Origin of the sequence: Rhodovulum viride, from assembly GCF_003265965.1 — a bacterium.
Classification (GTDB): Bacteria; Pseudomonadota; Alphaproteobacteria; order Rhodobacterales; family Rhodobacteraceae; genus Rhodovulum; species Rhodovulum kholense.
On sequence record NZ_MUAV01000139.1, the window covers coordinates 1 to 737 of the forward strand.

General features: G+C 67.4%; 1 pseudogene. It reads left to right on the forward strand.

From position 1 onward, the window contains the following. Nucleotides 1-61: 61 nt before the first annotated feature. A pseudogene (locus BYZ73_RS21475) lies at nt 62-737 on the forward strand (DNA primase family protein); the annotation flags it as partial.

The window sequence follows — 737 nt, forward strand, 5'->3', positions numbered from 1 at the left end:
TCTCCATCGTCCATGCGGGCGAGGGCCGCGATCTGAACGACGTGCTGATGGGGGACGACACATGACAGACGATCCGCTCGACCGGGTCCGCGGCGCCTTTGCCGCGGCCGACGATGTCGACATGGGCGACATGCCCGAGCCGGATGCCCCCGACGACCAAGGCGGCGCGGAACCCCCGCACCCCCCTGAGGGTGGCACTCCCGACGACCCGCTCGGGCCGGTCCGGGCGGCGGCCGAACAGCCGCTGAACGACTATGGCAACGGCCAGCGCTTCTGCATTCATTTCGGCGAGGATCTGACCTTCGTGCCCCGGGTCGGCTGGTTCGTCTGGACCGGGACGCATTGGGAAAAGGACCCCGACGAGTTGGCCGTCCGGCGCAAGGCCCAGCGGATCTGGGCGCTGATCGAACAGGAGGTCGAGTTCCTGGAACCGACCAAGGCCGAGAAGAAGGTGATCGCCGAGGAACGCCGCCTGCGCGAGCGCGCGAATGCCCTGGAGAACCTCCCCGAGGCCGAACGCGCCGAGGATCACGACGACGAACTCGGCACCATCCGCGCCCGGCTGAAATCCATCGAGGCCATTCTCAAGGACCGCAAATCGCTGATCGGCCGCCGCCTGACCCATGCCAAGAATGCCGGAAACAGCGGCCCCATCGGCAACATGATCGAACAGGCGCAACCGGCGCTCGCCCGCGCCTATGAGGATCTCGACGCCGATCCGCTGACCATCAACACCC